This window comes from Acidovorax sp. 35-64-16 (genome assembly GCF_002281195.1).
Taxonomy (GTDB): domain Bacteria; phylum Pseudomonadota; class Gammaproteobacteria; order Burkholderiales; family Burkholderiaceae_C; genus Acidovorax; species Acidovorax defluvii.
The window spans coordinates 377468-398738 of record NZ_NCFM01000001.1; the positions used below are offsets into that span (position 1 = coordinate 377468).

At 65.4% G+C, this 21271-nt stretch carries 22 protein-coding genes; 6 read left to right on the forward strand and 16 right to left on the reverse strand.

What is annotated here, in order from left to right; genetic code table 11:
• The first annotated feature begins 38 nt into the window (after positions 1-38).
• A complete protein-coding gene (locus B7Y64_RS01745) occupies positions 39-326 on the forward strand; it encodes a BrnT family toxin (protein ID WP_291326386.1) in 288 nt (95 codons plus the stop codon).
• On the forward strand, positions 295-636 hold the full coding sequence (locus B7Y64_RS01750; protein WP_114656209.1) for a helix-turn-helix domain-containing protein: 342 nt from the start codon (positions 295-297) through the stop codon (positions 634-636). The genes B7Y64_RS01745 and B7Y64_RS01750 overlap by 32 nt, the downstream gene beginning before the upstream one ends.
• A 69-nt stretch (positions 637-705) precedes the next feature.
• On the opposite strand, the gene moaC is transcribed toward B7Y64_RS01750, so the two are convergent.
• Complete coding sequence (moaC, locus tag B7Y64_RS01755) at positions 706-1203, reverse strand: cyclic pyranopterin monophosphate synthase MoaC (RefSeq protein ID WP_291328234.1); 498 nt, start codon at positions 1201-1203, stop codon at positions 706-708.
• A 184-nt stretch (positions 1204-1387) separates the two neighbouring features.
• On the opposite strand from moaC, the gene B7Y64_RS01760 reads away from it, so the two are divergent.
• Complete coding sequence (locus B7Y64_RS01760; protein ID WP_291328236.1) at positions 1388-2845, forward strand: M48 family metalloprotease; 1458 nt, start codon at positions 1388-1390, stop codon at positions 2843-2845.
• Here B7Y64_RS01760 and B7Y64_RS01765 read toward each other — a convergent pair.
• Together B7Y64_RS01765 and B7Y64_RS01770 are read right to left on the reverse strand one after the other, a co-directional pair.
• Positions 2813-3166: a phage holin family protein gene (locus B7Y64_RS01765; protein ID WP_024813380.1), complete on the reverse strand. Its 354-nt coding sequence runs from the start codon at positions 3164-3166 to the stop codon at positions 2813-2815. The two genes, B7Y64_RS01760 and B7Y64_RS01765, sit on opposite strands and share 33 nt — an antisense overlap.
• A gap of 434 nt (positions 3167-3600) precedes the next feature.
• Positions 3601-4329, reverse strand: coding sequence for a TerC family protein (locus B7Y64_RS01770; protein ID WP_024813379.1), 729 nt, complete (start codon positions 4327-4329; stop codon positions 3601-3603).
• 583 nt (positions 4330-4912) lie between these two features.
• Here B7Y64_RS01770 and B7Y64_RS01775 point away from each other — a divergent pair.
• Both B7Y64_RS01775 and B7Y64_RS01780 read left to right on the forward strand, forming a co-directional pair.
• Complete coding sequence (locus B7Y64_RS01775) at positions 4913-5368, forward strand: DUF3717 domain-containing protein (RefSeq protein WP_291326391.1); 456 nt, start codon at positions 4913-4915, stop codon at positions 5366-5368.
• Positions 5369-5459: 91 nt separating this feature from the next.
• The gene (locus B7Y64_RS01780; RefSeq protein WP_024813376.1) at positions 5460-5765 is read left to right on the forward strand and encodes a hypothetical protein; all 306 of its coding nucleotides are present in this window, start codon (positions 5460-5462) and stop codon (positions 5763-5765) included.
• Positions 5766-5932: 167 nt separating this feature from the next.
• On the opposite strand, the gene B7Y64_RS01785 is transcribed toward B7Y64_RS01780, so the two are convergent.
• On the reverse strand, positions 5933-6493 hold the full coding sequence (locus B7Y64_RS01785) for a YaeQ family protein (RefSeq protein WP_024813375.1): 561 nt from the start codon (positions 6491-6493) through the stop codon (positions 5933-5935).
• Positions 6494-6673: 180 nt separating this feature from the next.
• Positions 6674-8053 carry an adenylosuccinate lyase gene (gene purB / locus B7Y64_RS01790; RefSeq protein ID WP_291326041.1) on the reverse strand — a complete coding sequence of 460 codons (1380 nt, stop codon included), beginning with the start codon at positions 8051-8053 and terminating at the stop codon, positions 6674-6676.
• Between the two features lie 101 nt (positions 8054-8154).
• Here purB and B7Y64_RS01795 point away from each other — a divergent pair, with 101 nt between their 5' ends.
• Positions 8155-8769 (forward strand): glutathione S-transferase N-terminal domain-containing protein, encoded by a 615-nt coding sequence (locus B7Y64_RS01795; protein ID WP_291328238.1) that lies wholly within the window; start codon positions 8155-8157, stop codon positions 8767-8769.
• 78 nt (positions 8770-8847) lie between these two features.
• On the opposite strand, the gene B7Y64_RS01800 is transcribed toward B7Y64_RS01795, so the two are convergent.
• The 11 genes from B7Y64_RS01800 to glnE form a co-directional block, all read right to left on the reverse strand.
• Positions 8848-9276 carry a nuclear transport factor 2 family protein gene (locus tag B7Y64_RS01800; protein ID WP_291328240.1) on the reverse strand — a complete coding sequence of 143 codons (429 nt, stop codon included), beginning with the start codon at positions 9274-9276 and terminating at the stop codon, positions 8848-8850.
• A 23-nt stretch (positions 9277-9299) separates the two neighbouring features.
• The gene (locus tag B7Y64_RS01805; RefSeq protein WP_111867616.1) at positions 9300-10082 is read right to left on the reverse strand and encodes an SDR family NAD(P)-dependent oxidoreductase; all 783 of its coding nucleotides are present in this window, start codon (positions 10080-10082) and stop codon (positions 9300-9302) included.
• Positions 10079-10621: a DUF3833 domain-containing protein gene (locus B7Y64_RS01810; protein WP_291326035.1), complete on the reverse strand. Its 543-nt coding sequence runs from the start codon at positions 10619-10621 to the stop codon at positions 10079-10081. The genes B7Y64_RS01805 and B7Y64_RS01810 overlap by 4 nt, the downstream gene beginning before the upstream one ends.
• Positions 10618-11940 carry an MFS transporter gene (locus B7Y64_RS01815; protein WP_291326033.1) on the reverse strand — a complete coding sequence of 441 codons (1323 nt, stop codon included), beginning with the start codon at positions 11938-11940 and terminating at the stop codon, positions 10618-10620. Before B7Y64_RS01815 ends, B7Y64_RS01810 begins: the two co-directional genes overlap by 4 nt.
• On the reverse strand, positions 11937-12497 hold the full coding sequence (locus B7Y64_RS01820) for a chalcone isomerase family protein (RefSeq protein ID WP_291328242.1): 561 nt from the start codon (positions 12495-12497) through the stop codon (positions 11937-11939). The genes B7Y64_RS01815 and B7Y64_RS01820 overlap by 4 nt, the downstream gene beginning before the upstream one ends.
• A 7-nt stretch (positions 12498-12504) precedes the next feature.
• A complete protein-coding gene (locus tag B7Y64_RS01825) occupies positions 12505-13728 on the reverse strand; it encodes a cyclopropane-fatty-acyl-phospholipid synthase family protein (protein ID WP_291326045.1) in 1224 nt (407 codons plus the stop codon).
• A gap of 32 nt (positions 13729-13760) precedes the next feature.
• Positions 13761-14558 (reverse strand): DUF1365 domain-containing protein, encoded by a 798-nt coding sequence (locus B7Y64_RS01830; protein ID WP_291326011.1) that lies wholly within the window; start codon positions 14556-14558, stop codon positions 13761-13763.
• On the reverse strand, positions 14555-15874 hold the full coding sequence (locus B7Y64_RS01835; protein WP_291326009.1) for an FAD-dependent oxidoreductase: 1320 nt from the start codon (positions 15872-15874) through the stop codon (positions 14555-14557). Before B7Y64_RS01835 ends, B7Y64_RS01830 begins: the two co-directional genes overlap by 4 nt.
• A 244-nt stretch (positions 15875-16118) precedes the next feature.
• On the reverse strand, positions 16119-16649 hold the full coding sequence (locus tag B7Y64_RS01840; RefSeq protein WP_291326043.1) for a glutathione peroxidase: 531 nt from the start codon (positions 16647-16649) through the stop codon (positions 16119-16121).
• 372 nt (positions 16650-17021) lie between these two features.
• Positions 17022-18224: an HD-GYP domain-containing protein gene (locus B7Y64_RS01845; protein WP_111867628.1), complete on the reverse strand. Its 1203-nt coding sequence runs from the start codon at positions 18222-18224 to the stop codon at positions 17022-17024.
• A 266-nt stretch (positions 18225-18490) separates the two neighbouring features.
• On the reverse strand, positions 18491-21262 hold the full coding sequence (gene glnE / locus B7Y64_RS01850; protein WP_291328246.1) for a bifunctional [glutamate--ammonia ligase]-adenylyl-L-tyrosine phosphorylase/[glutamate--ammonia-ligase] adenylyltransferase: 2772 nt from the start codon (positions 21260-21262) through the stop codon (positions 18491-18493).
• Positions 21263-21271: the final 9 nt, after the last annotated feature.

The following is a 21271-nucleotide window of genomic DNA, read 5'->3' on the forward strand; positions in this document are numbered from 1 at the left end:
GAAATGCCAGCAGTGGGCCATTGAACTACACTTGCTCTATGCAATTCGAATGGGATGTAGTGAAAAGCGAGGCGTGCTTTCGCCAGCGCGGCTTTGATTTCGCTTACGCAGCGCGGGCCTTTTTCGATCCAGATCGCTTGGTACACGCTGACACCCGGCGTCTTTATGGCGAAGACAGGTATCAATTGCTGGGCACGATAGAGCAGCGTCTCTTCGTGGTGGTCTATACGCCACGCAAAGATGCCATGCGCATCATCTCAGCACGCAAAGCCAACCAAAGAGAGGTAGCACACTATGGAAACAAAGACAGTTCGCATCACCCTTGACCCTGGCATACCAGCATCGCAATTGCCAGGCCGGCTGGATGTTGGGCGGGTGGATGCCACGACCGATGCAGATATTGCGGCGCAGCATGCGGCAGATGAGGCCGCCGCCATGCAAGATGCGGCCCAATTCGCCCGGCGTGTGCGCAGGCGCCTGGGATTGAGCCAGGCCGAGTTGGCTGCGCGCATCCAGGTCTCGCTCGACACCATTCGTAACTGGGAACAAGGCAAGCGCAGCCCGACGGGCGCGGCCAAAGCTTTGCTCAAGGTGCTGGACAAGGCGCCGGAAGCGGCTTTGGCGGCGTTGCACTGATGCTCTGAGGTGGCCAGTGCCCCATTGATTGCCCTGCCTTCGAGTGCAGTTTGCTGCACATACAACCGCTTAGCCCGCCGCCCCCGCCACAAAACTCCCCGACTTCCCCCCGTGCTTTTCCACCACGCGCACGTCGTGGATGGACATGCCGCGGTCCACGGCCTTGCACATGTCGTAGATGGTGAGTAGGGCCACTTGCACGGCGGTGAGGGCTTCCATCTCGACGCCGGTGGGGCCGACGGTTTCGACGGTTGCAGCACAAAATATGCCTGTGGCCCCCGGCTGGCGTGCGCTGGCAGCTTCAAATTCAATAGCAACGCGGGTCAGTGCCAGCGGGTGGCACAGCGGGATGAGGTCGCTGGTTTTCTTGGCGGCCATGATGCCGGCGATGCGGGCGATGCCCAGCACGTCGCCTTTTTTGGCGGTGCCGGCTTCGATGAGGGCTAGGGTGGCGGGCAGCATTTCGATGCGGCCGCTGGCGATGGCGATGCGGTGCGTGGCGGCCTTGGCGGCCACGTCGACCATGTGGGCTTGGCCCTGGGCGTCAAAGTGGGTGAGTGCGGACATGGCGGGGTAACCAGGTGAATCGGTGGGGAACATTCGGGCAAAGGGGCATCATACGTGCATGTGGAATAGCCAATGCACCCCTTCCAGGCCGTGGGCCGATGTCTCTGCAGCAGCACAGAACATCAAGCCAAATATGCCCTTGGCGCATGCTGGACGTGCGCTAGTAGCTTCTTTATTGATAGCAATGGGCGCGGGTGCCGCGCTGCCCGCCGTAGCCCAGCCCAGCTTGCCCACCCTGGGCGATGGCAGCGCCCTCACCACGGGCGAAGAGCGCCGGCTGGGCGACCGCATCATCCGCGAGCTGTACCGCGACCCGGACTACATTGATGACCCGGTGCTGGTGGAATATGTGCAGGGGCTGTGGCAGGCGTTGCTGGCGGCTGCGCGGGCGCGCGGCGAGCTCTCGCCCGAGCTGGACGAGCGCTTTGCCTGGGAGGTGCTGCTGGGGCGCGATCGCACGGTGAATGCCTTTGCGCTGCCCGGTGGCTACCTGGGTGTGCACCTGGGCCTGATTGGCGTGGTGGCCACGCGTGACGAGCTCGCATCGGTGCTGGCACATGAGTTGAGCCATGTTACCCAGCGCCATATTTCGCGCCTGATCGCGCAGCAAAGCCGCCAGACGCCGCTGTTGGTGGGTGCCATGGTGCTGGCCGCGCTGGCCGCCAGCAAGAACCCGGGGGCCGCCCAGGCCATGATGGTGGGCGGCCAGGCGGTTGCCATCCAGAACCAGCTCAATTTTTCGCGCGACATGGAGCGCGAGGCCGACCGCATCGGTTACGGGTTGATGGAGCCGTCGGGGTTCGCGCCCCAGGGCTTTGTGAGCATGTTCGACAAGCTGCAGCAGGCCAACCGACTCAACGACAACGGCTCGTGGCCCTATTTGCGCAGCCACCCGCTGACCACCCAGCGCATGGCCGACATGCAGTCGCGGCTACCGCCCGGCGGCGCGGTGCAGCCTGTGGCACCTAGCCTGGAGCACGCCATGGTGGCCGCACGGGCCCGCGTGTTGTCAAACCCCGGGGTGGATGCATTGCGGCTGTGGATTGCCGAGCCCCAGAGCACCGGCTTTGCCAGCCAGCCCGCCGCCCGCCGTGCTGCGGCCTGGTACACCGCCGCGCTGGCCAGCAGCCAGCTGCGGGATTTTGCGGCGGCACGCACGGCCCAGGCGAAGCTGGACGAGGTGGTGCGGGGCGATGCCGTCGCCCAGCGCCAATCGCAGCGGCTGGCGGCCGAGATCGAGTTGGCCGCCGGGCTGCCCGAAGCGGCGCTTCAGCGGCTGCCCCAAGAGGCAGGCAGGCCCGAGCTGGTGCTGCGCACGCAAGCCCTGCTGCGCGTGGGCCGACCGGCCGAGGTGACGGGGGCCCTGCAGACCTGGGTGGTCACGCATCCGCACGATGCTGCCGCATGGCAGCTGCTGGCAAGTGCGTGGCAGGCGCAGGGGCAGCCACTGCGGGCCGTGCGCGCCGAGGCTGAATCGCACGCCGCTCGTTACGACTATGCGGCAGCGGTAGACCGCTTCAAGGCCGGGCAGGACCTGGCGCGCAAAAGCAGCAGTGCTGCCGACTACATCGAGGCGTCCATCATCGACACGCGATTGCGCGCGATGGAGCTACTTCTTAAAGAGCAGGCCGCCGAGCGCTGATTCGATCAGCAAACCCAGCACCGAATAGATCAGCGAGCCCAGCAGCGCGGCGCCAAAGCCCGTGACATGAAAGCCGTCCAGCACCCCCGCTGCGGCCCAGAACATGAAGGCGTTGATCACAAAGAGAAACAGGCCCACGGTGACGATGGTCACCGGCAGCGTCAGCACCACCAGCACGGGGCGCAACACGGCGTTGAACAGGCCAATGACAAACGCCGCAATCAGCGCCGAGGTGAAGCTTTGCACTTGCACGCCGCTGTAGAGGTAAGCCACCAGCAGCAGCGCCGCAGCGCTGAGCAGCCATTTGAGTAGGAGTTTCATGCGCGCAGAATAGCACCGCGCGGGCGGTGGCGGCTTTCATCTAACGCGGAGCCACAGGCTGTTCGGGAGGAGTCCTTGAGCGGGCTTTGGACAGGCCCATCGAAGCCAAGGCGACTGGATCGGGGAATGCACAGCGCCCGCACAGTGCCCAGCCGGGTCCGCAGGCCAGGTAAGGTGCCCGGATACGGCTGTCGGCATGGCGCCGTGGTCGCAGCGCCAGGAGCGGTCGGATCGGCGGCAGCATCCGGCCTTCCGGGCCGCCAACTGTCCGCCACGAGGGCAGATCTGCCGCACATGGGCTGCGTCGTCCGCCCACACAACGAAGTCCACTCCACCTTCGATATTGGAGGGGCCAATGACAAAGGGAGCGCAAGGCCCCCTTTGTGTCACTCAGTGCGCCGGATGGCGCGCAGGTTAGGTGTCAGAGATCGCCATCAGCCCTGAGCGGGCGCAGCGGCTGCGCGGCGCGCCAGAATGGCGCGGCCCGCCAGCAACACCAGCAGGGCACCTGCCACGCTGGCTGCGTAGCGGATGGTGTCGGTTTGCGCGATCTTGAACATCCACTGCCACTTGTCGGGGTTGGCAAAAACGGGGTCGGTTACCAGCATGCCGCCCGCAATCCAGCCCAGCAGCATGCCGCCCAGCGTGATGATCATGGGGAAACGCTCCATGAGCTTGATGACCAGCTGGCTGCCCCAGACGATGATCGGGATCGAGATCAGCAGGCCCAGCACCACCAGCAGGAACTGGTGCTCACCAGCGTTCTGCGCGGCACCGGCAATGGCGATCACGTTGTCCACGCTCATCACCAGGTCGGCCACGATGATGGTCTTGATGGCCGCCAGCAGCTTGTCGCTGGTCTGGATGTCGCCATGGCCGTCTTCATCGGGGGCCAGCAGCTTCACGCCAATCCACACCAGCAGCAGCGCGCCCACAAACTTGAGGAACGGCAGGGCCAGCAGCGTCATGGCAAACGCGATCAGGATCACGCGCAGCACGATGGCGCCTGCCGTGCCCCAGATGATGCCCTTGGCACGCTGGGCCGGCGGCAGTTTGCGGCAGGCCAGGGCAATGACTACCGCGTTGTCGCCACCCAGCAGGATGTCGATGATGATGATCTGGCCGAGTGCGAGCCAGAATTCGGGCGATGCCAAAAAGTCCATAAATTCCTCAATAACAATAGGCAAAAGGACGACCTGGCAGCCACTGTAGCGCCGAGACCATCCAGGGGATAGGGGGGCCGTGGTGGGCGGATCAAGGGCGCTGCGCAAACAGCAGGGTTGTGACGGGACGCCTTGATCAGCCCACGATGGGCCCATCAAAGGTCTTGCTCGGCCTCACACCCTGGTGGGTGCCAAACCCGGACCGCCGGAAGCGATGCTTCGTGATGACGACGGTTCCGATGCCATGCCCACGATCGCCATTGACTGCCACGGCCGGAACGCATGTCGGGAGCTACTCCCCTTCGAAGCGGCGATTGGAACACAGGCAGCGCCGCGCGTGCAAGCCAGAGGCCATGGCAGCGCCCGCTTTTTTTCAAGGAAAATTGGCCTCAAGTGCTTGATGGATAAGCGCAAGCAGCTATTAAAAAAGGAGTTCACAAAGCCCGGCCGGCCACCCCGCGCCGTTACTGAACTGTTGCTGCACCGTCCCTGCACCGCGCAGGGCCACCGGCGCGGCACCCTGCCCACTGCGCCCGGCGCCACTATCATCCACGCCCTGTTGCCCTTATTGCAACTGCACGCCATGGCCGCCATCCACATCACCGACATCGAAGCCGCCATCAACCACTGGCGCGAGCGCGCGCCCGCCAGTGGCGGGGCAGTGCTGGCGCCCGAGATCAGCGCACTGGGTGAGGTGTATGCGCTCATGGTGTACCGCCACCAAGACGAAACCGATGAGCAAAGCCTGCCTGCGCCAGCGCGGGCCGCCTGGCTGGCCTGGTACGACACCACGCCCGACACGCCATGCATTGCCATCTGCTCCACCAGCCAGGGCGACGACTGGTGCAAGGGCTGCGGGCGCAGCTTTGACGAAGTGCAGTTCTGGCCGGCCATGGGCCCCGCAGAAAAACGGGCGGTGTGGCGCCGCATCACGCAGGAGCACACCGCCTGGCGCTTCAACCGCTATGCCGAGCGCGCGGCAGAGGGGCGCACCGGCGCAGCGCCGGGCGCCATCGGCGCTGCCGCAACATCGTCATGATGCCGTCCTGACGCCGCATCCAGGCCTGGCGGCACCTATCGCGCACAACCCGGCCCTGTACGCCCCGCCCACAAAGCGCTATGGTGGGGCCATGCTGCGTCTTACCCAGGCCCCCAACATCGCCATTGCCACGCTGTGGGCCGACCTGCTGTGCGAGGCGGGCATGACGGCGTCGGTGCAGCGGCAATACCTGGGCGCCGCCGCCGGACACCTGCCGCCCGACCAGTGTTTGCCCGAAATCTGGCTGCAATACGACGAACACGCCACCCGCGCCCGCGCCTTGCTGCAGGATCTGCAAGACCTGCCCCAGCGCCGCTGGCATTGTCGCTGCGGCGAAATGGTGGAAGGTGGCTTCGAGCAATGCTGGCAGTGCGGCGCCCTCATGCCGCGCGAATAAGGGACACCCCCCTGAGCGGCTGCGCCGCTTCCCCCCCCCGCTCTCGCAGCGCTGCGCACTGCGGGCAGGGGGACGACGCCCTCGCTGCGGGGCGGCCCTTGCTCGGCGTCCCTGGCCTTGGGCGCGCCAGTTGCGTAAGCCGCTGCGCTATGGGCAGTGTTGTCGCGTCACTTCCAGCGCACGGGCTCCACATGCACGCTGCCCTGCGTGCTGCTCAGGGTGATGGCGCCTTCCTGCACGGTGGCCTGCAACTGCATGCTGCGCTCGGCCAGTTGCGCCAGTGCCTGCGAGGCCTCGGTGGGAATGCGCCAGACTTGCAGTTTCTCCAGCCGTGAGAGCTTGGTTTCAATGCCCTTCCACCAGATCTCGGCGGCGTGGTTGAAGCAGTACACGATCACCGAATCGGCCTTGCTGCACGCCTTGGTGAGCGGTTTGTCCTCGGGCTGGCCCACCTCGATCCACACGCGCTTGCGCCCGGTGAAATCGGTCAGCGAGGCGTCCGGATCATCCGGGTCCGACAGCCCCGCGCCAAAGGCCAGGGTGCCGTCGCCATTGCACAGGTCATTGAGCTGGTGCGCCTGGATGGCCAAGGCGGCCAGCCGCACCATCATGCGCTCGTCGGTCTCGCTGGGGTGGCGGGCCAGCGTGAGGGCGTGGTCGGCGTAGTAGCCGTGGTCGATGTCGGCGATTTGCAGGTTCGCCTTGAAGATGGTGGATTTGATGGCCATGCAGCCTCACTATGAAATAGATAGCTGCTAGCGCTGATCCTGTAAGCGCTAGAGGCCGAAAAAGTTGAGAAACTACGATACGTCCGTGTGAGCTCGTAGACGCTTGAAACCGTCGCGGCCCGGGCCGGTCCACCGGGTGCGTCCCCCTGTGGGGGAAGGCGCGAAGCGCCTCAGGGGGGGTCACACCCTTCGCGCCAGCTCGGCGGCTTTGCCGGTGTAGCTGCCCGGCGTCATGGCCAGCAGGCGGTCTTTTTCGGCCTGGGGGATTTCCAGCGAGCGGATCAGGCCGTGCAGCGCCTCGGCCGTCACCACCTGGCCGCGCGTGACTTCCTTGAGCTTTTCGTAGGCGCCCTGCACGCCATAGCGGCGCATCACGGTCTGGATGGGCTCGGCCAGCACTTCCCAGCTCGCGTCCAGGTCCACCGCCAAAGCTTCCTCGTTCAGTTCCAGCTTGTTCAGGCCAGTCAGCAGCGAGGCATAGGCCAGCGCGGCATAACCCAGGGCCACGCCCATGTTGCGCAGCACGGTGCTGTCGGTCAGGTCGCGCTGCCAGCGGCTGATGGGCAGTTTTTCAGACAGGTGCTTGAGCAGTGCGTTGGCCAGGCCCAGGTTGCCTTCGGCGTTCTCGAAGTCGATGGGGTTGACCTTGTGCGGCATGGTGCTGGAGCCAATCTCGCCGGCCTTCAGGCGCTGCTTGAAATAGCCCAGGCTCACATAGCCCCAGATGTCGCGCGAGAGGTCTACCAAAATGGTGTTGGCGCGCGCCACGGCATCAAACAGCTCGGCCATGTAGTCGTGCGGCTCGATCTGGATGCTGTAGGGCTGGAACGTGAGGCCCAGGCCCAGGGGCTCGGGCGTTTCGATGACCTTCTTGCTGAAGGCTTCCCAGTCAAAGTCGGGCCAGGCCGAGAGGTGGGCGTTGTAGTTGCCCACGGCGCCGTTCATCTTGCCCAGGATCTTGACGGCGGCAATGCGCTCGCTGGCGGCCTGCAGGCGCATGAGCACGTTGGCCATTTCCTTGCCCACGGTGGTGGGGCTGGCGGTCTGGCCGTGCGTGCGGCTGAGCATGGGCACGTCGGCAAAGGCGTGGGACATTTCGCGCAGTTTGAGGATGATGCGGTCCAGCCCCGGCAGCACCACCTGGTCGCGGCCCGAGCGCAGTTGCAGGGCGTGGCTGGTGTTGTTGATGTCTTCGCTGGTGCAGGCAAAGTGCACGAATTCCGATGCTTTTTCGAGTTCGGGGCGCGCTTCAAACTTGGCCTTGATCCAGTATTCGACGGCTTTCACGTCGTGGTTGGTGGTTTTCTCGATCTCCTTGATGGCAGCCGAATCGGCCTCGGAGAAGTTCTTGATCAAGCCCAGCAAATAGGCGCGGGCGCCGGTGGTCAGCGGCTTGAACTCGGCAAAGCCGGCATCCGACAGCGCGATGAACCAGGCCACCTCCACCTGCACACGGCGCTGCATGTAGCCGTGCTCGCTCATGATGGGCCGCAGTGCGGCAAGTTTGGTGGCGTAACGGCCGTCAAGCGGCGACAGGGCGGTGATGGTGGACAGGCTCATGGCGCAAGATTGTAGGCCGCGCACCACCGTGGGTTTCCGGGGGCGGCTGCCGATAGAATCCAACGCATATGGACCAGCCCACCCCGCGCAATGGAAGAAACATGAAACTGATCGGTTCCAACGCCAGCCCCTACGTACGCAAGGTACGCATCGTGATGGCAGAAAAGAAGCTCGACTACCAGTTCGTGCAGGAAAACGTCTGGGCTGATGACACCGGCATTTCCAAATCCAACCCGCTGGGCAAGGTGCCCTGTCTGGTGATGGAGGGCGGCGAGGCGGTGTTTGATTCCCGTGTGATCGTGGAATATCTGGACACGCTGTCGCCCGTGGGCAAGCTGATTCCTGCGCAGGGACGCGAACGCGCCGAGGTCAAGACCTGGGAAGCGCTGGCCGACGGATTGGTGGACGCAGCGATTCTTGCGCGCCTGGAGGCCACCTGGGCGGGCCGCCAGGACAGCGAGCGCAGCCAGGCGTGGATCGACCGCCAGCTGGGCAAGGTGCAGGCCAGCCTCAAGTCCATGGGCCAGGGCCTGGGCGACAAGCCGTTTTGCAGCGGCATCCACCTGAGCCTGTCGGACATCGCTGTGGGCTGCGCGCTGGGCTGGCTGGAGTTCCGGTTCCCCCAGATCGACTGGCGCAGCGAGCATCCCAACCTGGGCAAGCTGCTCGACAAGCTGATGCAGCGCGCAAGCTTTGCGGACACCAAGCCGGTCTGAGCGCCAACGGGGCTCGATGCCACCCCAAAAGATGCCGGCGCAAGCCGGCATTCTTGTTTTTGAGACTGGCGCAAAGCGCTATTGCGCCGCGCGTCGCCGCAGCCAGCGCATCAGCGCGCCCACCACGGGCAATTTTTCGTACAGCTCTTCGGCGGCATCCCAATAGTCGCGGTGCAGCACGATCAGGCCCTGAGGGTCCAGCACCAGGTGCGAGGCGCCGCGCACCGTCTGGGTTTCACCGCGGTGATAGTTCTTGAATGCAAACAAGAAATCCCAGGTCAAAAAACATTGCTGCCCCTGCACCACGCGGCCGGTGACCACAAAGCGGGGCTGGTCGAGCGCCACATACATGTGCTCAAAAATCTGCTGAATGGGCTGGACGCCGCAAACCTCGTTGAACGGGTCTTTAAAGCGTGCATCGGGCGCATAAATGCGGTCAATGGCTGCCAGGTTGGCGGGCGTGATGTGCTCAAAGAAGGCCACCACGCGGGTAACGGCGTCTTCCATGCTGGGGGAGTCGGGGTGTGGCATCAAAGTCCCGTAAAGCGGCGCACTGCCGGAAAATACCACCGGTACGGTAACACCCGCAGCAGTTTCATCACGCGCGTAAAGCGTTTGGGGAAGTGGATGTCGAAATGCCCCCGCTCCCAGCCCTGCACGATGGCGGCGGCGGCGGCCTCGGGTGAGATGAGCGCGGGCATGGTGAAGTCGTTGCCTGCCGTGAGCGGCGTGGCCACAAAGCCGGGGTTGATCACGCTCACGCCCATGCCCAGGTCGTGCAGATCCAGGTACAGTGCTTCGGCCAGGTTGATGAGCGCGGCCTTGGTGGGCCCGTAGGCCAAGCTTTTGGGCAGGCCCCGAAAGCCCGCCACGCTGCTGATCACGCTGACATGCCCGGGGCGCCCGGCCTGTGCCGCCGTCAGCATGGGCGGCAACACGGCGGCCAGCACATGCAGCACGCCGTTGTAGTTGATCTGCTCGTGGCGCAGCATCACGGCCAGATCGAAATCGGTGGCGCGCATGTCGCGGTAGTAGCCCGCGCAGTAGCACACCAGGTCGGGCGCGCCGCCGGCCAGCACCTGGGCCGCGGCGGCCTGCACCTGTTCGGGCTCTGCCGTGTCCATCGGCATGGCCATGCTGCCGGGGTGCTGGGCGACAAAGGCATTGAGCGCATCACCGTTGCGCGCTGACACGATGACCTGCGCACCGCGCGCATGCAGCGCGGCGGCCGTGGCCCGGCCAATGCCGCTGCTGGCCCCGATCAGCCAGGCACGGCGGCCACGCCAGTCGCGCAGGGGGGGGTTGAGGCTCATGCTGCGCGTTTGGTGAAGGACAGTGTGATCTCGCCCAGCCGGAATCCGAGCTTGCTCATGGTGGCGCGGTTGAGCATCACGTGGTCGTCAATGAGGTACATCCAGTCGTCCAGATCGACGTTGTAGACCTTGCCATCCACGGGCAACGCCAGCGTGTAGGTCCAGCGAAAGGCGTTGCCGCGCGTTTGCCCGTTGGCCGTGCCCACCACGTCGTCGGCGGTGCCGGTGTAGCGGCCGTCAGCGTGCTTTGTCAGGCGCCAGATGCGCCGCTGCGTGGTGCCGTCCGAGTAGGTGAAGGCCTCGTCCAGTACGCCCTGGTTGCCCTTCCACTCGCAGTCCATGACCACGGTGAAGCGTTTGACGATGCGGCCGCCACGGTCCTGGAAAATTCCATGCGCGTCGATGGTGCCGTTGAAATACTGCGCAAGGTCCAGCACCGGTTTTTCGCTGGCATAGCCGTCAATGCTCTGGCTGGCGCAGCCAGACAGGACCACGGGCGCAGCCACAGCGGCCGAAAGAAGGAGGCGTCGTTGCATCATGGTGGGGTGCCTTGGGGTCGGTTCGTACAAAGGGTTGGCGTGGCCTGCAGGGGCCGAAGGATGAGCGCATACAGTGCTGCCGCCGCCATCAGCTTGAGCAGGCAGGGCAGCACCGCATAGGCCAGGCCCAGGGTCTGCAGGCCGTCTTCGCTGCGGGTGCCGGGCGTGTAGCCCAGCCAGCCCAGCAGCGGTAGCGCCAGGCCTGCGGCCAGCGCCAGGTTGAGCTTGGTCGCAAAGTTCCACCAGCCAAAATAGGCGCCTTCGTGCTGGCCGCTATCGCCCTCGGCAGCAATCACGCCGGCCAACAGGGCGCTGGGCAGGGCCAGGTCGGTGCCAAGCGCCACGCCGGACAGCGCACAGACCACCAGGAACGGCAGGGTGTCGCCCGCCCCCAGAAAGGCGGTCCACACAAACACCGCAATCGCGAGCAACATGCCGGCCAGCCAGGTGCGCGCCAGACCAAAGCGGCCCACGGCGTGCAACCACAGCGGGATGGACAGTGCGGCGCAGACGAAATACGCCGCCAGGAACATGGGCTCTTGTGCGGGCGGGGCCTGCAGCCGGTCCTGGATGAAAAACAGCACCAGCGTGGCCGGGATGGCGCTGGCAATGCCATTGAGCATGAACACCGCCAGCAGGCGGCGGAACGCGGGGCGCCCCCACGGCCGCCACAGGCTGGCGCGTTGCGGCGGTCGATAGACCCCGGCCACGGCGCCCCCATGGGCCGCAGGGCGCGGCGCCTGCGTCCAGGCCCACCAGCCCAGCAGCAAGGTGATGGCAAACACCGCCAGCATGACCGGCAGGCCCAGCAGCGCGGGCAACACCGAGGCCAGCACCACCCCCACCAGCGCAGCGCCCTCGCGCCAGGCCACGATGCGGCCGCGCTGCAGCTCGTCGCCACCCAGGCGCGCCCCCCACGACTGGTGCGCAATGCTCAGCTGGCTGTAGGCGGTGTAAGTGATGAGCAGCGCGATGAGCGCCCAAGCCACGAGCGCATCGGGGCCGCGCACCGCCGGAAAGAACAGGCTGATCAACCCGAGCGCCAGCACCCCGGCCGACAGCGCGCCCACACCCAGCACCGCCCGCACCGAGCGACCAAACAGGTGGTCGGACAGGCGGCCCAGCAGCGGGTCGGAGATGGCATCGAACAGTCGCGCCGCCAGCAGCACCGCGCCCAGCGTGGCCAGCGGCATGCCGAACTCGCGTGCGTAGTGGTTGGGCAGCAGCACATACAGCGGCAGCGCCACAAACGCCAGCGGCAGGCCCAGCAGCCCATAGGCCAGGCCTGCGCCGGCGCGGATGGGCTGCGTGCCGGTCATGGCTTCCCTGCGGTGCGCGTCATGGCGATGAGCTGCTGGCGCAGCCCGGGCTCTGAGGTTTGGGGCGAGAGCCAGATGCCAAAGAACAGGCGGGAAAACTCGGCATCGGGCACCTCGCCCACCACCCGCCCGCCCATCTTGAACACGGCGCCCGCGCCCGGTTGGTACAAGCCCAAAAGGCGGTCGCCCGGCTTCACATCCGGCAGCGCCGCCTGCAGCGCCTGCTGCCAGCCCGTGGCTTGCTGCGGCGTGAAGCTGCCCACGCGGCGCATCTCCTCGATGGAGCGCTTGGCGATGGCCTCGGCGGTGAAGTTGCGCTGGTAGGTAAGCTCCAGCGCCAGCGGCTGGGCGGTGTAGTTGTCGGCATCAAAGCCGGGTGGCACCCACAGGCGCGCACGGTAGATCTCGAAGCCCAAAAACCGCAGAACCCCCTCGCCTGCCATGCGGGTGCCCGCCAGGGGGGACGCACTGGCCGTGGCCACCTGTGCCAAAGCAAGATTTGAATGAAAAGTGGCTGTAGCGCTTATCAATAAAGCGGTAATAGCTATTTTTTTCATAGTGAAATCACGCCTTGACCAAGGTGTACTGCACGAGGTCGATGTTGCGCATGGCAAACGCGGCTTCGCAGTAGGCCAGGTAGAACTCCCAGATGTGCATGAAGCGCTGGTCAAACCCGAGCTGCAGGATCTGCGTGCGCTGCGCCAGAAAGCGCTCGCGCCAGCGTTTGAGGGTTTCGGCGTAGTCCTGGCCAAACGCAAACTCGTCCACCACGCGCAGGCCCGCCGCCTCGGCCTCGCGCCGGAACTCGCGCGGGCAGGGCAGGCAGCCGCCCGGAAAGATGTACTGCTGGATGAAGTCGGTGGAACTGATGTAGCGCGCAAACAGGCTGTCGTCGATGACGATGCTCTGGATGCAGGCCTTGCCACCGGGCTTGAGCAGGCGGTTGACCGACTGGAAATAGGTGGGCCAGTATTCGCGGCCCACGGCCTCGACCATTTCGATGGAGCAGACCGCGTCGTAGGGGCCGTCGTCGATGTCGCGGTAGTCCTGCAGCCGCAAATCGGCCTTGTTCTCCACCCCATGCGCCGCCATGCGCTTTTGCGCAAACGCGAGCTGCTCGGTCGAAAGCGTCACGCCCGTGAGGGATGCCCCAAACTCGGTGGTCGCCATCTCGGCCAGGGCGCCCCAGCCGCAGCCGATCTCCAGCACCCGGTCACCGGCCTTTACGCCCGCCATGCGCAATGAGCGGCGCACCTTGGCGTGCTGGGCCACGCGCATGTCGCCGCCCGCATCGCCTTCGAACCAGGCGGACGAATAGTTCATCGTGTCGTCCAGCCACAGCGCGTAAAACGCGTTGCCCAGGTCGTAGTGGGCATGGATGTTTTTCTGGCTGTTGGCGCGCGTGTTGCGGTTGAGCAGGTGCTTGATGCGGTACAGCAGCCGCCCGGCCCAGGTGCCGTAGATCACGCCTTCGACCTGCTGGCGGTTGGCGATGAAAAGCTTGAGCAGGTCGGTGAGGTGCGGTGTGGTCCAGTCGCCCGCAATGTAGCTTTCGGCAAACCCGATATCGCCCGACCGGAGCGCGGCGCTGCACACGTTCCAGTTCTTGAACGTGATCGCGGCCGATGGGCCGTTGCCGTGCCCGAAATGCTGCAGCGTGCCATCGGGCAGCTGCACGGTGAGGTGGCCATGCTGCAGCCGCTGCAAAAGCCTGAGGGCCGTGCGCGCCGCAGCGGGTGTGCCCGCAGGCAGGGCCTGGGCAGAGCGGGGAGCGGTGGTGGTGTTCATGGCGGTCTCGCGGGACTGGGGCGACATGGAGATCAACGGGTCACGGTGGAGGCGGGTGCCTCGGGTTTGCGATGGAACCGCACGCGCTTGAGCCAAAGGCGCAGCGCATGCCAGTGAATACGGGCCACAACGGCCAGCGTCATGGCGGGGTAGCCCCACAGCGCATGGCGCAGGGTCTGGGCGGTGATGGCGTGCAGGGTGCCGCTCACGCTGGTCTGGATCAGCGGGCCGGTGTCGTCGTCGTGGTCGATGCGCACCACGGTGCGGCCTGCGTCGGCCGCGCTGGCGGGCGTGCGCATGAAGCGAAACCGGTAGCCCCCGCTCACCTCGCAAAACGGCGACACATGGAACACCTTGCGCGCCTGCAGTTCCACGCCGTATTGCGGCGCATCGAGCAGGTAGCAGTGGCGCTCGCCAAAGGTGTTGTTGACCTCCACCACGATGGCGCGCAGGCTGCCATCGCTGCGGTGGCAGTACCAGAAGCTCACCGGCTTGAAGGTGTAGCCCAGCACACGCGGGTAGCAGTGCAGCCAGACCTCGCCGGTGGCGTCGGTGATGCCTTCGGTGCGCAGCAGCTCGTCGAGCCAGGCCAGCGCCCCGCCCTGTGCGGCGCTGCGGCCGTCGCCATGGTCCACGTCATGAAAGCTGATGGCGCCACGCCGGTTCACCGCCAGCCTGCCGTGCGCGCTGGGTGCTCCGGCCAAGCTGCGCATCGGCAGCATGAGGAAGAACGTGCGGTAGGCAAACGCGTGTTTCTTGGGCCGCAGCCGCGTGTGACGCACCTGGCCAAAGCCGATCAGGGGCAAGGTGGGCGTGGCGGGCGCTGTCATGCGGCCTCCGCCAGCGTGGCGGGCATGGCTGCCAGCAGTTGCTGCGCCACGGTCAGGCCCGATTTGAGACCGTCTTCGTGAAAGCCATAGCCGGTCCAGGCACCGCAGTACCAGGTATGCTGCTGCCCCTGGATGTTGCCCACCTGCTGCTGTGCGCGGATGGCGGCCATGTCGAACACCGGGTGGGCGTATTCGTAGCTGCCGATCACGTGCTCGGGTGCTATGTCGCGCACCGGGTTGAGCGACACCACCACGGGCTGGGCAAAGGGCACGGGCTGCAGCTGGTTGATGAGGTAGTGCAGGCAGACGCGGGCCGACTCGCGGCTTGTCTGCTGGGCGCGCTCGTAGTTCCATGCAGCCCACGCGGCGCGGCGCCGGGGCAGCACGGACGTGTCGGTGTGCAGCACGGCGCGGTTGGCCTGGTAGCGGATGGCGCCGAGCACGGCGCGCTCCTGCGTCGTGGGCTGGGCCAGCAGCGCCAGCGACTGGTCCGAATGCGTGGCCAGCACCACCTTGTCGAAGTATTCGGTGTGGCCTGCGGTCACCACACGCACACCGGCGGCATCGCGCTCGATGCGGCGCACGGGGGTGTTCAGGCGCTTGTCGGCAATGCCCGCCACGATCTTGTCCACATAGTGGCGCGCGCCGCCAGACACCGTCCACCACTGTGGGCGGTTGCTCACCTGGATCAGGCCGTGGTTGTGGCAGAACCGGATCATGGTGGCCACGGGGAACTTCAGCATCTGGTCGGTGGGGCAGCTCCAGATGCAGCCCAGCATGGGCAAAAAGTACCAGTCGCGGAACGCATCGCCAAAGCGGTGGTCTTTGAGAAAGTCACCCAGGGGCTGCATCAGCGCGGCCTCGGCCTGTTTTTCGGCAATGCGCGTGCACAGTTGGTTGAAGCGCAGCAGGTCGCGCAGCATGCCCAGAAAGCGCGGATTGACCAGGTTGGAACGCTGGGCAAACACGGTGCTGAGGTTGGTGCCGCTCCACTCCAGCGTGCGGCCGCCGCCCGAGCCACCCAAGGCGCCCGGCACCTGCACCGAGAAGGACATGTCCGACTTGGCGGTCTCCACGCCCAGATCGGCCAGCAAACGGATCAGGTGCGGGTAGGTGCGCTCGTTGAACACCAGAAATCCGGTGTCCACGCCGTGCGTGACGGGGGCGCCCGACGCATCCGGCAGCGTGACGTCCACGGTGTGGGTGTGGCCACCGAAATAGTCGCCCGCTTCATACAGGGTGATGTCGGCCTGGCCGCGCAGCTGGTGCGCGACAGAGAGGCCGGAGATGCCAGAGCCAATGATGGCGATTTTCACGGCCGGCCCCCTCTGGCCGGCGCCTGGAATAAAAGCGTTGCGAAGCGTCCCGAAACGAATAAGAGAGGGAGGGAGGAGAAGCGCTTCAGGAGGTCAGTCGGAACCCGGAGGGCCGAAAGGCTTCGCAACGTCAAAACGGTAAGGCGCTCAATGCGTCCTTGCAATAGACAGAATGGGGTTGTACCTCCAAAGTTCCAGCCCCGGGGGTGAAAAATATCAGAAAAACGTAACGAGGTCATGGAAATCACTTGGGTTGGGTTGCTGCCAGCTGCTGTTCGATGGCGCGCACCAGGCCCTTGCTGTCGGGCGCCGTCAGGCTCGAATAGCTGTCCACCAGCTGGCCGTTGCGCCCCAAAAGGTATTTGTGGAAATTCCAGCGTGGCCCCGTGCCCGACAACTGCGCGAGCTGGCGGTACAAAGGCGAGGCCTCTGGGCCCTTGACGCTGCTTTTGGCAAACATCGGAAATTTCACGCCAAAGGTGTTCTCGCAGAAGTCGGCAATCTGCTGATTGCTGCTGCTTTCCTGGGAGAAATCGTTGGATGGGAACCCGAGCACCACCAGCCCCTTGTCCTTGTAGCGGGCATACAGATCTTCCAGCCCCTTGTACTGGCCTGTGAAGCCGCAGTAGCTGGCGGTGTTGACGATCAGCACCACCTTGCCGCTGTACTGGCACAGCGACTGCGGCTTTTCGTCCTGCAGCCGGTCAAAGGTGTGCTGCAGTGTTGCCGGGCAGGCCTGCACCTCGCCAGCGTAAGCCGCACCACCGGTCAGCATCAACCCGGCCACGCCCGCAATGCGAAGGGCCATGGAAAGGCGAGAGAGGGATTTCATAGCGGGTTTCATGGTCGATTTCCTGATGGTTTGACTATTTCATCACAAATTGCCCCGTTTGGTATTTATTTATACCAAATAGTATGCGTGGCCGGGGTGCCATTGCCGTGGATTTTTTGCCCACGCTGTTTTTGTGGGGCCTGCGCTGCCGCGCAGTGGAGTCACATCGAGACGGGATTCACGACGCCAAAGCGGCGAGGAATGCGCCAGAGGGGCGGCGTGGGCGAACCGCGGCCGTGCGCGCGCACGTGGTGTGACGTTTTCCGGTAAGGGGCTGAGAACGGGGCGCACAGGAAAGGGCCCCTGCACGGTGGGCTACACCAGTGCCAGCAAGCGGTCCAGGGGGAGTTGCACCCGGATATCCCGGTAGGCCACCACGCCGGTGATCTTCCAGGCAGCTTGCGAGGTATCGCGTGGAATCATCTCGCCCGTGGGCATTCCGTCGCGGTTCATCACCACCGCCACGCGGGGCGTTGTGGCCGTTGCGCCCCGGCGGAGCACCACCGCCACTTCCTGGGTGGCCAGCCGGACAAAGGCCCCGGGTGGATAGACGCCCAGCGTCTTCACCAGCGCGGCGCCGGCCTCGTCCACGCGGTGCTCTTCGTCGTAGTAGCTGGCCTGCATGGCGGCCGTAACTGGCATGGGCGAACGTGCCACGCGGGGCGCCAGTCGCGCACCAAAGATGTCGGCGCGCTGCACCAGCCGCGCCATTTGCTGGGCCTCGGACTTCTTCGCCAGTGGGCCGGGCGAGCGGTGGTGGTGGCATAGCACTGCCTCCAGCCACACGGGGTCGGCCACCCCCAGGCGCCGAAGCAACTGCTCTGACCGACTGGCATGGTCTTCCACGGCCACGATCTGCTGGGACGTGAGCGGCTGCGATTGCTGGGCCAGCTGGTCCTGCAACTCGGTCATCGCGATGTTCATGGTGAGCGCCGCGCTGCCCACTTGCAGTACCCGCGCATCGGGCCAGCGCAGCATTTCACGGGCCACCACCATGCAGACGCAACCCACCAACATGGCGTGGGTGGCGCTGTACATGCGGGTTTCCTGTGCCGAAAGATAGATCAGGGCCAGCAGCGTGGCATCGGGCGTTTGCTCGCAGTTGCGGGCCAGCTCGCTGTGCAAGGATTGAAAACGGCCTTCGAAATCGACAGCCAGCGGTGAGCGCAGCAACTGGGTGGCGCGCAACTGCAATTCCGACCAGTCCGGCACATACTTGCCACCGCGCTCCCGGCCTGCCTGCGCACCTGCCTGCATCGTCATCGCGGCAATCTGCCCCAGGGAGGTGTCGGACATCAGCATTTTTTGCAGCTGTGCCAGATACGCGCGGTGGCTTTCGCCCGACTCATCTGTGTCCACGCACAGCTTCAAGCCGCGCGACACCAGCGAATCCAGCTCGGCGCGGGTGCGAATGACATAGCCCTTTTGTGCCAGCAACGTTCCATCCGCACCGCGCAGCACAAATGGCAACGGGTGACCCAACTGGATGCTGTCGATGTTCAGTGCAACAAGGTTCATGGTGCTCGTTACATTATCTAACAATCATGCCCGCAGGCAAGTGGGAACAACCCCCGGTCACCGGAGCGCTGTTCAACGGGCCGATATGCGGGCCGGAGCCCTCACCCCGGTCTGCCCTCGCCTTGGCATCGCCTGCAGAAAGGCCCCCGGCGAATGCCCTGCCCGGCCTGCGCAGCGCGCGAATCCAGGGGAGCACCACCCCCGTAAATTGCCACGCGTCGCTGGCCGTCACGCGTGAGCTTCTCACGGCCCAAAGAGTGAGAAGCTCACGCCTTTGCGGAAACTGCGGAGTTCTCGCCAAAAACCGCGTGCCAGAGGTCCAGCACAGCATGTTGTTCTGCCTGCAATGCCGGTGGCGTTACCTCGGTGGGCACTTCATCGAGCCGTGCACGGTGCTGCACGCGGCGCAGCTCGCGGTAGGCGTCAGCCGCCGCGTGGCCCACACCGGCAGGCAACAAGCCCACCTGCTCGGCACGTTGCAGCAGCGCGATGTTGCCCACGTTGCCCACCAGTTCCGGATGGCTTGCGGAATTCGCCAGCACCAGGTATTGCACGGCAAATTCGGCATCCACCATGCCGCCCGGGCTGTGTTTCACATCAAACTGCCCGTCGCGTGTGCGGTGGGCAGAGCGCACGCGCTCACGCATGGCCACAATCTCCGCACGCAGCGCCGCAGGGTCTCGCGGCGAGGTGATCACAGCCTCTCGCACCGCATCAAACCGCGCCTGCAGGGCCGCACTGCCCAAAACAAAGCGCGCCCGCGTCATCGCCTGGTGTTCCCAGGTCCATGCCGTGTTGCTGCCGCGTTGCTGCTGGTAGGCCGCGTAGGCATCGAAACTGGTGACCAGCAGGCCGGAGCTGCCATTGGGGCGCAGGGCAGTGTCGATTTCGTACAGATCGCCCTCGCCGGTCTTCACGGTGAGCCAGTTGATCAGCTTGCGCACAAACGCCGCATAGATCTCGGGGGCGCGTTCATCGTCATCGTCAAACACGAAAACGATGTCGAGGTCGCTGCCATAACCCAGCTCCTTGCCCCCCAGCTTGCCGTAGCCAATGATGGCAAATTGCGGTGTTTCGCGGTGCCGGTTCTTGAGGCGGCTCCAGCACCACTGTGCAGAGATGCGCAGCACGCTGTCGGCCAGGGCGCTGAGGTCGTCGGCCACCTGTTCGACCGTGATCCGGTGCTCCACGTCGCGTGCCAGCGTGCGAAAGGTTTCCGCGTGCTGAGCGCGGCGCAGCAGGTTCAGCAGGGTTTCGTCGTCGTCCTCGCCGGTGGACCGCAGCGCGGCCAGTCGCAGGGTGAGCTCGCGTTCGAAATCGGCCACCACAAAGCGCTCGGCCAGCAGCGCGTCGCCTACCAGTTCATCGATGACGCCGGGGTGTTGCAACAGGTAGCGTGCGGGCCACCGAGCTGCGCCCAGAAGGTGCAGCAGCTGCTCGTGCACCGAGGGGCGTTCCAGCAACAAGGCCAGATAACTTTCGCGGCGCAGCAGGGGTTCGAGCCAGTTCACGAGGCGCACGGCTGCTTCTTCGGTGACGCGGCCTTCGCCCAGCCACTGCGCCGTGCGCTGGATCAGCCGGAACAGCCGAGCGCGTGCTTCGTCGCGCAGCGCCGTCACGCGGGGGTGCGTGCGCCACTCGGCCACGCGCTCGCGAAAGCCGGGAGGCAGCTGTTCTAGCAAGCCTTCCAGCTCGGGCGGAGGTGCGGCAACTGCGCGCGGCCCGCCGCATCCACCGCCGTTGCATTCCTTTTTGCCATTGCCGCCCAGCAGGGTGTCGAACTCTTGCGCCACCAGTTCACGATGGGCATCGAGCGCATGCAGAAAACCGCAGCAGTCGGTGTGGCCCATGGTGCGGGCAATCCAGGCCAGGTCGTCATCGCACGTGGGCAGCACATGGGTCTGCTGGTCGTCGAGGTACTGGATACGGTGCTCCACACGGCGCAAAAACACATACGCCCGCGCCAGTGCATCGGCCGTCTCCTGGGGCATGAGCCCCGCCTGGACGAGGCGTTGCAGCGCATCCAGCGTGGGCCGGCGACGCAATTCGGGGAACTGCCCGCCGCGCACCACCTGCAGCAGTTGCACGGTGAACTCGATTTCGCGGATGCCGCCGCGCGACAGCTTCACATCGTTAGCGCGCTCCGGATGTCCGGCGCTGCGCTTGGCGGCGTGCTCGCGGATCTGCCGGTGCAAGGTGCGCAGCGCGTCAAACACGCTGTAGTCCAGATAACGGCGGAACACGAACGGCAGCACCACGCTGCGCAGCGCCAGCACTTCTGCGCTGCCGATAGCGCTTTGCGGCGCCACCACCCGGCTCTTGAGCCAGGCAAAACGCTCCCATTCGCGGCCCTGTACCTGCAGGTATTCCTCCAGCGCCGCCAGCGACACCGCTGCGGGGCCGGAATTGCCATGGGGCCGCAGGGCCAGGTCCACCCGGAAGACAAAACCATGTTCGGTGGTGTCGCCGACCAGGCTGTAGATGATCTTCACCGCATGGGCAAAGTACTCATGGTTGGAAATGCGGCCGCGCCCCTCGGGGTTGCCGGCCGTTTCTCCGTCCTGTGCATACACATAGATCAGGTCGATGTCGCTGGACACATTGAGCTCGCGCGCACCGAGCTTGCCCATGCCGATCACCCACAGGGGCACGGGCTGTCCGTCGGGCGAGAGCGGTGCGCCGTGGCGGCTGTCCAGCTCGCGGCGGGCGTGAAGGCACGACTGGTCCAGCGCGAACTCTGCCAGTTCGGTGACCGCGCGGGTAATGTCTGACAACGGGGCCTGGGCATCGCAATCGAGCCGGATGAGCCGCTCCATGACCAGTTGGCGCAGGACGCGCAAGGCGGTGGCGGTGTCGGATCCTCGTGCCTGTAGTGCGGCAAACGCCTGCGTCATCGCCGCTTTGTCCGGCGCACCGGGCGGCAGCAAGACCAGGTCTTGCGCGTACCGGCGTTGCAGGCGCTGAAAAAACCGCGAATACCCGGCCTCACCGATCGGGGGGGCGCAAGTGCCGGAGGGCTCAGCGGGAGAATGGGTCATGGCAGAGGG

Coding starts and splice junctions, on each gene's coding strand:
- B7Y64_RS01785 (WP_024813375.1), bottom strand. CDS start 6,493: ATGGCCATCAAATCCACCATCTTCAAGGCGAACCTGCAAATCGCCGAC.
- B7Y64_RS01810 (WP_291326035.1), bottom strand. CDS start 10,621: ATGATGCAACGACGCCTCCTTCTTTCGGCCGCTGTGGCTGCGCCCGTG.
- B7Y64_RS01845 (WP_111867628.1), bottom strand. CDS start 18,224: ATGAACCTTGTTGCACTGAACATCGACAGCATCCAGTTGGGTCACCCG.
- B7Y64_RS01745 (WP_291326386.1), top strand. CDS start 39: ATGCAATTCGAATGGGATGTAGTGAAAAGCGAGGCGTGCTTTCGCCAG.
- moaC (WP_291328234.1), bottom strand. CDS start 1,203: ATGTCCGCACTCACCCACTTTGACGCCCAGGGCCAAGCCCACATGGTC.
- B7Y64_RS01825 (WP_291326045.1), bottom strand. CDS start 13,728: ATGAACACCACCACCGCTCCCCGCTCTGCCCAGGCCCTGCCTGCGGGC.
- B7Y64_RS01770 (WP_024813379.1), bottom strand. CDS start 4,329: ATGGACTTTTTGGCATCGCCCGAATTCTGGCTCGCACTCGGCCAGATC.
- B7Y64_RS01775 (WP_291326391.1), top strand. CDS start 4,913: ATGGCCGCCATCCACATCACCGACATCGAAGCCGCCATCAACCACTGG.
- B7Y64_RS01830 (WP_291326011.1), bottom strand. CDS start 14,558: ATGACAGCGCCCGCCACGCCCACCTTGCCCCTGATCGGCTTTGGCCAG.
- glnE (WP_291328246.1), bottom strand. CDS start 21,262: ATGACCCATTCTCCCGCTGAGCCCTCCGGCACTTGCGCCCCCCCGATC.
- B7Y64_RS01805 (WP_111867616.1), bottom strand. CDS start 10,082: ATGAGCCTCAACCCCCCCCTGCGCGACTGGCGTGGCCGCCGTGCCTGG.
- B7Y64_RS01750 (WP_114656209.1), top strand. CDS start 295: ATGGAAACAAAGACAGTTCGCATCACCCTTGACCCTGGCATACCAGCA.
- B7Y64_RS01815 (WP_291326033.1), bottom strand. CDS start 11,940: ATGACCGGCACGCAGCCCATCCGCGCCGGCGCAGGCCTGGCCTATGGG.
- B7Y64_RS01820 (WP_291328242.1), bottom strand. CDS start 12,497: ATGAAAAAAATAGCTATTACCGCTTTATTGATAAGCGCTACAGCCACT.
- B7Y64_RS01800 (WP_291328240.1), bottom strand. CDS start 9,276: ATGGAAGACGCCGTTACCCGCGTGGTGGCCTTCTTTGAGCACATCACG.
- B7Y64_RS01780 (WP_024813376.1), top strand. CDS start 5,460: ATGCTGCGTCTTACCCAGGCCCCCAACATCGCCATTGCCACGCTGTGG.
- B7Y64_RS01765 (WP_024813380.1), bottom strand. CDS start 3,166: ATGAAACTCCTACTCAAATGGCTGCTCAGCGCTGCGGCGCTGCTGCTG.
- B7Y64_RS01795 (WP_291328238.1), top strand. CDS start 8,155: ATGAAACTGATCGGTTCCAACGCCAGCCCCTACGTACGCAAGGTACGC.
- purB (WP_291326041.1), bottom strand. CDS start 8,053: ATGAGCCTGTCCACCATCACCGCCCTGTCGCCGCTTGACGGCCGTTAC.
- B7Y64_RS01840 (WP_291326043.1), bottom strand. CDS start 16,649: ATGCTGACCGGTGGTGCGGCTTACGCTGGCGAGGTGCAGGCCTGCCCG.
- B7Y64_RS01760 (WP_291328236.1), top strand. CDS start 1,388: ATGGGCGCGGGTGCCGCGCTGCCCGCCGTAGCCCAGCCCAGCTTGCCC.